This window comes from Vogesella oryzae, from assembly GCF_902829295.1.
Classification (GTDB): domain Bacteria; phylum Pseudomonadota; class Gammaproteobacteria; order Burkholderiales; family Chromobacteriaceae; genus Vogesella; species Vogesella oryzae.
Map to the genome: position 1 here is coordinate 20,202 of NZ_CADEPL010000054.1, position 7,299 is coordinate 27,500.

A 7,299-nucleotide genomic window follows, 5' to 3' on the forward strand; every position below is an offset into this window, starting at 1 on the left:
TTCAGGCGCGCATTTTAGCAAGCCCACCGACCGCTGCGGCCAACCTTTGTCATGCCATACGCGATGTTGCTTTGCCGGCCATGACATTGGTTGCCATAATGCAGCCATGGATACGCTCTCTCTTGCCAATCACTTCCTCATCGCCATGCCGGACATGGTGGACCCGCTATTTGCCAAAAGCATCGTCTATATCTGCGAGCATGGCGAACAGGGTTCGATGGGGGTCATCATCAACAAGCCATCCGGCATCGTGGCGGCGCAGCTCTTGGAGCAGATCGACCTGCCGCTACCGGAAGGTGAAGCCAGTACCTGGCCAGTGTTTTTCGGTGGCCCGGTACAGCCGGACCGCGGCTTCGTGCTGCATAACCCGATCGGCAACTGGCAATCTACACTGACCATTACCGACAACCTGGCGCTGACCACCTCCAAGGACATCCTAGCGGCGGTATCGGAAGGCAAGGGACCGGAAAAGCTGCTGCTGAGCCTGGGCTACGCCGGCTGGGAAAAAGGCCAGCTGGAAGAAGAAATTGCCAACAATGGCTGGCTGACGGTGCCGGCCGAGGAATGGGTGCTGTTCGACACTCCGGTGGAGGAGCGCTACAGCTGCGCCATCAAGCTGCTGGGCTTCGACCCGTCTTTGCTGACCAGTGTATCCGGCCATGCATAAGGGCTCGGTGCTGGGTTTCGATTTTGGCGAGAAGCGCATCGGTGTTGCCCTCGGCGAGCCGGAAGTCGGCATCGCCACACCGCTGGAAACCATCAACAGCGAAGTCAACGATGTCCGCTTTGCCGCCATCGGCAAGCTGGTCAACGAGTGGCGCATCACCGGCTTCGTGGTCGGCCTGCCCACCCATATGGATGGCAGCGAGCACCAGCTTACCGCCCTATCGCGCAAGTTTGCGCAGCGCCTGAAGGGGCGCTTCAATTTGCCGGTCTGGCTGGTGGACGAGCGGCTCACTTCGGTGATTGCCGAAGGCTTGCTGGAAGATGCCGGCGTCTATGGCCGGCGGCAGAAAGAAATGCTGGACCAGGTCGCGGCACAGGCGATTCTGATGGGCTGGTTCGAGCAGCCGGGCGAACCGATTGCCTGAGGCTTGCCCACCACCGACATGGCTGCGCCAGGCACTGCGTGCCGATGCCTTGCGCTGGTCCTGTCTGCAGCTGGTGCGAGATCAGCTTGGTAGCGGTTTCTGGCTGGCGGCCGGCTTCATCCGCAATCTGGCGTGGGACCGGCTGCACGGCTATCCGCACGCTACCGCCTTGCAAGACATAGATGTTATCTATCTGGACAACCGCGATACCAGTTGCGAAGCAGAATTACGCTACCAACAACAACTGTGCGCCAAGTTGGCCGCACCTTGGCAGGTACGTAACCAGGCGCGCATGGCAGTCCGCAACGGACATACCCGCTATCTGGACTGTAACGAGGCCATCGGCTACTGGCCGGAAACGGCGACCTGCTTTGCCGTCCGTCTGGATGTAACTGAACGGCTGCACTGGTTGGCTCCGCTTGGCTGGGAACCGCTACTCACTTTGCAGCTACACCGCAATCCAGCTTTTACCGGAGGCGACGCAATGTGGCAGCGGCGGTTGGCAAACAAAGACTGGCTGCAACGTTGGCCGCAACTGCGCATCGCACCGGTGCAAAAATAAAAACAGGCGGAACAAGCCGCCTGTTTTTTATCCGAAACCTTACTTGCGCACGCCCTTTTTCTTTTCTTCGCGCTCCAGTCGAGCATTCTCCTTCTGCGCAGCGCGCAGCACCTCATTTTCTTTGGCCGCTTTTTCCCACGCCGCCCATTCTTCCGGTAATTCCAATGAAATCCGGCCGATGTTGCCATCGCGGAAATCGGTCAGCACGATCTCGGAAGCCTTCTGGATATTGATTCGTCCACCCGGCAACACCGCACCGCGCTTCTTGCCGATCAGTTCCAGTACCTGCCAATCCTGCAGGCCATCGATGTCGCCGATCTTGTAGCGGGTATCCAGTTCGGCCGGGTAGCGCTTCATCAGGTACAGCAACAGCTCCAGCACCACTTCTTCTTCGTCCAGCGCATTGCGGCCAACCGCGCCGCTGGCCGCCAGATTGTAGCCACCCTGCGGCACGATAATCTTCGGCCACAGCATGCCCGGGGTGTCGAACAGTTCGATATCGTCTGCCAGCATGATGCGCTGCTGGCCCTTGGTAATACCGGGTTCATTGCCGGTCTTGGCGATGCGACGTCCCATCAGGCTGTTAATCAGTGTGGACTTACCGACGTTGGGAATACCGCAGATCACCACACGTAGCGGCTTTTCGATGCCGCCACGACCTGGCGCCAGCTCGCGGCAGGCGGCCACCAGCTTCTGCGCCGGCGCGGCATCGGAAGCATCGAGTCCCAGCGCCTGGGTACCAGGCTGCTTGCGATACCACTGCAGCCATTGCTCGGTAACTCGCGGATCAGCCAGATCCTGCTTGTTCAATACTTTCAGCGCCGGTTTACCCCGCGCCAGGCGGGCAATCATCGGATTGGCACTTGATGCCGGCAGACGGGCATCCAGCATTTCAATTACCACATCGATACCACCAAGACGGTCTTCCAGCTCCTTCTTGGCTTTGTTCATGTGGCCAGGGAACCATTGAATGGCCATTGGCTATCGCTTTCTGAGTGGGTCGAGCAGATGGCTCAGACCGTTATGATCCAGTTCGTGCATCAGCGCCAGCAGGCGACCAATCTCGCCAGGGGGGAAACCCTCCCGTGCGAACCAGTTGAGGTAGTGCCCGGGCAAATCGGCAATTACCCGCCCCTTATACTTGCCATAGGGCATAGTGCGGGTCAGCAGTAGCTGCAGATGGGAAGCATCCATGGCGGGTTATTCAGAGAGAAGCCGCGCATTGTGCCAAAAATTGGCCGTATCGGCAGCAGGATCAGGGGAGTTGTTTGCCATCATTAAGTGCCAGGTAGCCTTTTACTACCCGGTAGATGCTCCATACCCAAACGGCGAAAGCCAACACGGCTCCCAGTCCGAACAGGAAGAACAAAGGTCCCGAAATCACGTAGCCAGCCAACGCCCACCAGAAAGTACGAATCTGCCAATGGAAATGGCTTTCCCAACGTGTGCCACGAACATCGTCGAGCTTCACATAATTGATGATTACCGCCACGATCGCCGTCACACCGACAAGTAAACTGCATGCCTGCAAGATGTAAACAATTTGCGTCAGGGTGCGGTTTGAATCACCTTCGTTCGGAACACGCTCGATATAGCCTTCATGCATATTTTCTTCCTTTCAGATCATGGCATTGCCGCCCGCAAGTTTCGTAAGTGCTCGGCAAGGTCGCTTCGTAATTGCAGCGACTGAACAACCGGAGACGCCTGCTTCTGTCGCAGCGGGAAACGCCCGCAAGCAGCTAATGCACCTTCCTGCAGAACACCAACAGCACATGAGCGCAACGACGAAAACTCCAAACCGAGTTTGGCACCTAACCGCCTCAAGCTGCGGTTGATTTCGTCCATCAAAGACATCTCATCACGCCCCAGCATCAGGTGTTCAAGCTGAAAAACCACGACACGGGCTGCCAACCAGTCCCCCGCCTCGGGATGACCATCAACAGCGGCAATATATGCCAACGAACGCACTTCGGGAAACAGCGACTCCATGATGCATGGCAAACGGTGCTGCTGCCACAGCCATAAGGTAGCTACAGCCGTATTGGCATCGGCGGTAAAAAACTCGGTATCGCAAATGATATTCAAACTGACCGTCGGCATCTGTTGTGACAGTATTTCCGACCAAAGACGACTATTTTCCATTTTGTTACTCCTCGAGCCGTAACCGGAAAATTAGCCAACTTACAAAGACCAATGCCGCCAGTTACGGCGGCATTGTTGGAAGTTCGTTGAAATCAGTTCGCGAAGGTTCCTGGCGCCGCCAAAGAGGAGCGGTAGCCATAATAATAAGCACGGGAAGCCTTGCAACTGAATGTAGTCATACTGTTCATAATGACGACTAGAACCATCATCGTCAACCGTAAAGTTCAGATAAAAATCTAGTAAATACCATTAAACACCAACGCCCGCGTATGCGGGATTTCTGTTTGGCGGTGTCGTTGTACGGCCAACGTTGGCCACCACGTGCGTAGTGGGCCGTCGTCAGCACAGGACGAGCGGCGTCTCGCGGGCGACTGCTTTCCCCACTCCAAAGCACAAAGCCCAGCTTGATCTCTCAAGCTGGGCTTCTTGTGGGGGAGTCTGGCGGTGTCCTACTTTCACACAGGTATCTGCACTATCATCGGCGCTGAGGCGTTTCACGGTCCTGTTCGGAATGGGAAGGCGTGGGACCACCTCGCTATGGCCACCAGACATAAACTGTCTACAAATCGTCGAAGCCAAACCAGTCATACTGGTCAGTAGAATCCTGAATCTCGCTCACACTTATCGCGCAAAGTCACTCAAATGATAGAGTCAAGCCTCACGAGCAATTAGTATCGGTTAGCTTCACGCCTCACAGCGCTTCCACACCCGACCTATCAACGTCCTGGTCTCGAACGACTCTTCAGGGAGGTCAAGCCTCCAGGGAAGTCTCATCTTCAGGCAAGTTTCCCGCTTAGATGCTTTCAGCGGTTATCTCTTCCGAACTTAGCTACCCGGCGATGCGACTGGCGTCACAACCGGTACACCAGAGGTTCGTCCACTCCGGTCCTCTCGTACTAGGAGCAGCCCCCGTCAAACTTCCAACGCCCACTGCAGATAGGGACCAAACTGTCTCACGACGTTTTGAACCCAGCTCACGTACCACTTTAAATGGCGAACAGCCATACCCTTGGGACCGGCTACAGCCCCAGGATGTGATGAGCCGACATCGAGGTGCCAAACTCCGCCGTCGATGTGAACTCTTGGGCGGAATCAGCCTGTTATCCCCGGAGTACCTTTTATCCGTTGAGCGATGGCCCTTCCATTCAGAACCACCGGATCACTATGTCCTGCTTTCGCACCTGCTCGACTTGTCGGTCTCGCAGTTAAGCTACCTTATGCCATTGCACTATCAGCACGATTTCCGACCGTACCTAGGTAACCTTCGAACTCCTCCGTTACACTTTGGGAGGAGACCGCCCCAGTCAAACTGCCTACCATGCACTGTTCCCGATCCGGATCACGGACCAAGGTTAGAACCTCAAACACACCAGGGTGGTATTTCAAGGACGGCTCCATACGAACTAGCGTCCGTACTTCATAGCCTCCCACCTATCCTACACAAGCCTGTTCAAAGTCCAATGCAAAGCTACAGTAAAGGTTCACGGGGTCTTTCCGTCTAGCAGCGGGTAGATTGCATCTTCACAAACATTTCAACTTCGCTGAGTCTCAGGAGGAGACAGTGTGGCCATCGTTACGCCATTCGTGCGGGTCGGAACTTACCCGACAAGGAATTTCGCTACCTTAGGACCGTTATAGTTACGGCCGCCGTTTACTGGGACTTCAATCAAGAGCTTGCACCCCATCATTTAATCTTCCAGCACCGGGCAGGCGTCACTCCGTATACGTCCACTTTCGTGTTGGCACAGAGCTGTGTTTTTGTTAAACAGTCGCAGCCACCTATTCTCTGCGACCCCTTCGCCCTTCGGATGTTCTCCTACAAGCTACCGGGGCACACCTTCTCCCGAAGTTACGGTGTCAATTTGCCGAGTTCCTTCTCCTGAGTTCTCTCAAGCGCCTTAGAATTCTCATCCTGCCCACCTGTGTCGGTTTGCGGTACGGTTCTCGTATAGCTGAAGCTTAGTGGCTTTTCCTGGAAGCGTGGTATCAGTCACTTCAGGTCCGTAGACCCTCGTTATCACTTCTCGGCCTTAAGGAGAGGCGGATTTGCCTACCTCTCCAGCCTACCGGCTTGAACGACCTATTCCAACAGGCCGCTGACCTAACCTTCTCCGTCCCCACATCGCACTATACGAAAGTACGGGAATTTTAACCCGTTTCCCATCGACTACGCTTTTCAGCCTCGCCTTAGGGGCCGACTCACCCTACGCCGATGAACGTTGCGTAGGAAACCTTGGGCTTTCGGCGAGCGGGCTTTTCACCCGCTTTATCGCTACTCATGTCAGCATTCGCACTTCTGATATCTCCAGCATGCCTTACGACACACCTTCACAGACCTACAGAACGCTCCCCTACCACGTGCACAAAGTGCACATCCGCAGCTTCGGTTATCAGTTTGAGCCCCGTTACATCTTCCGCGCAGGACGACTCGACCAGTGAGCTATTACGCTTTCTTTAAATGATGGCTGCTTCTAAGCCAACATCCTGGCTGTCTAGGCCTTCCCACCTCGTTTACCACTTAACTGATCATTTGGGACCTTAGCTGGCGGTCTGGGTTGTTTCCCTCTTGACGATGGACGTTAGCACCCACCGTCTGTCTCCCATGCTTGCACTTTCCGGTATTCTGAGTTTGCCATGGTTTGGTAAATCGCAATGACCCCCTAGCCATAACAGTGCTTTACCCCCGGAAGTGATACATGAGGCACTACCTAAATAGTTTTCGGGGAGAACCAGCTATCTCCGAGTTTGTTTAGCCTTTCACCCCTATCCACAGCTCATCCCCTAGTTTTGCAACACTAGTGGGTTCGGACCTCCAGTGCGTGTTACCGCACCTTCATCCTGGCCATGGATAGATCACTCGGTTTCGGGTCTACACCCAGCGACTGAGACGCCCTATTCGGACTCGGTTTCCCTACGCCTCCCCTATTCGGTTAAGCTTGCCACTGAATGTAAGTCGCTGACCCATTATACAAAAGGTACGCAGTCACCCCACAAGGAGGCTCCCACTGTTTGTATGCATCCGGTTTCAGGATCTATTTCACTCCGCTCCCGCGGTGCTTTTCGCCTTTCCCTCACGGTACTGGTTCACTATCGGTCGATCACGAGTATTTAGCCTTGGAGGATGGTCCCCCCATCTTCAGACAGGATTTCGCGTGTCCCGCCCTACTTCTCGTACGCTTAGTACCACCATTCGGTTTTCGAATACGGGGCTATCACCCACTATGGCAGGCCTTTCCAGGACCTTTCTTCTAACCAAACAGCTATCACGTACAGGCTCTTCCGCGTTCGCTCGCCACTACTTACGGAATCTCGGTTGATTTCTTTTCCTCGGGGTACTTAGATGTTTCAGTTCTCCCGGTTCGCCTCCATACGCCTATATATTCAGCGCAGGATCTCCTTGCGGAGGGGTTTCCCCATTCGGACATCAGCGGATCAAAGCTCCATTGCCAGCTCCCCGCTGCTTTTCGCAGGCTTGCACGTCCTTCATCGCCTGTGATCGCCAAG

General features: G+C 55.2%; 7 protein-coding genes and 2 rRNA genes (1 of these 9 cut by a window edge). 3 read left to right on the top strand and 6 right to left on the bottom strand.

What is annotated here, in order from left to right; all coding sequences use genetic code 11:
• Positions 1-106: 106 nt before the first annotated feature.
• From HU218_RS14695 to HU218_RS14705, 3 genes are read left to right on the top strand one after another with little or no spacing between them, the layout of a single operon-like run.
• The gene (locus HU218_RS14695) at positions 107-667 is read left to right on the top strand and encodes a YqgE/AlgH family protein (protein ID WP_174875700.1); all 561 of its coding nucleotides are present in this window, start codon (positions 107-109) and stop codon (positions 665-667) included.
• Entirely contained in the window at positions 660-1,091 is a 432-nt protein-coding gene (ruvX, locus tag HU218_RS14700; RefSeq protein ID WP_174875701.1) for a Holliday junction resolvase RuvX, read from the top strand. The genes HU218_RS14695 and ruvX overlap by 8 nt, the downstream gene beginning before the upstream one ends.
• Complete coding sequence (locus tag HU218_RS14705; RefSeq protein WP_174875702.1) at positions 1,084-1,653, top strand: nucleotidyltransferase family protein; 570 nt, start codon at positions 1,084-1,086, stop codon at positions 1,651-1,653. Before ruvX ends, HU218_RS14705 begins: the two co-directional genes overlap by 8 nt.
• A gap of 39 nt (positions 1,654-1,692) precedes the next feature.
• On the opposite strand, the gene ylqF is transcribed toward HU218_RS14705, so the two are convergent.
• The 6 genes from ylqF to HU218_RS14735 form a co-directional block, all read right to left on the bottom strand.
• Positions 1,693-2,631, bottom strand: a complete 939-nt coding sequence (ylqF, locus tag HU218_RS14710) for a ribosome biogenesis GTPase YlqF (protein ID WP_174875703.1) — start codon at positions 2,629-2,631, stop codon at positions 1,693-1,695.
• A gap of 3 nt (positions 2,632-2,634) precedes the next feature.
• A complete protein-coding gene (locus HU218_RS14715; protein WP_174875704.1) occupies positions 2,635-2,847 on the bottom strand; it encodes a DUF3820 family protein in 213 nt (70 codons plus the stop codon).
• A gap of 61 nt (positions 2,848-2,908) precedes the next feature.
• Complete coding sequence (locus HU218_RS14720) at positions 2,909-3,259, bottom strand: DUF4870 family protein (RefSeq protein ID WP_174875705.1); 351 nt, start codon at positions 3,257-3,259, stop codon at positions 2,909-2,911.
• A 17-nt stretch (positions 3,260-3,276) separates the two neighbouring features.
• Entirely contained in the window at positions 3,277-3,795 is a 519-nt protein-coding gene (locus HU218_RS14725) for a hypothetical protein (protein WP_174875706.1), read from the bottom strand.
• Between the two features lie 436 nt (positions 3,796-4,231).
• Positions 4,232-4,344, bottom strand: a 5S ribosomal RNA gene (gene rrf, locus HU218_RS14730).
• Positions 4,345-4,442: 98 nt separating this feature from the next.
• Positions 4,443-7,299: ribosomal RNA gene (locus tag HU218_RS14735) — 23S ribosomal RNA — on the bottom strand (it continues 31 nt past the right edge of the window).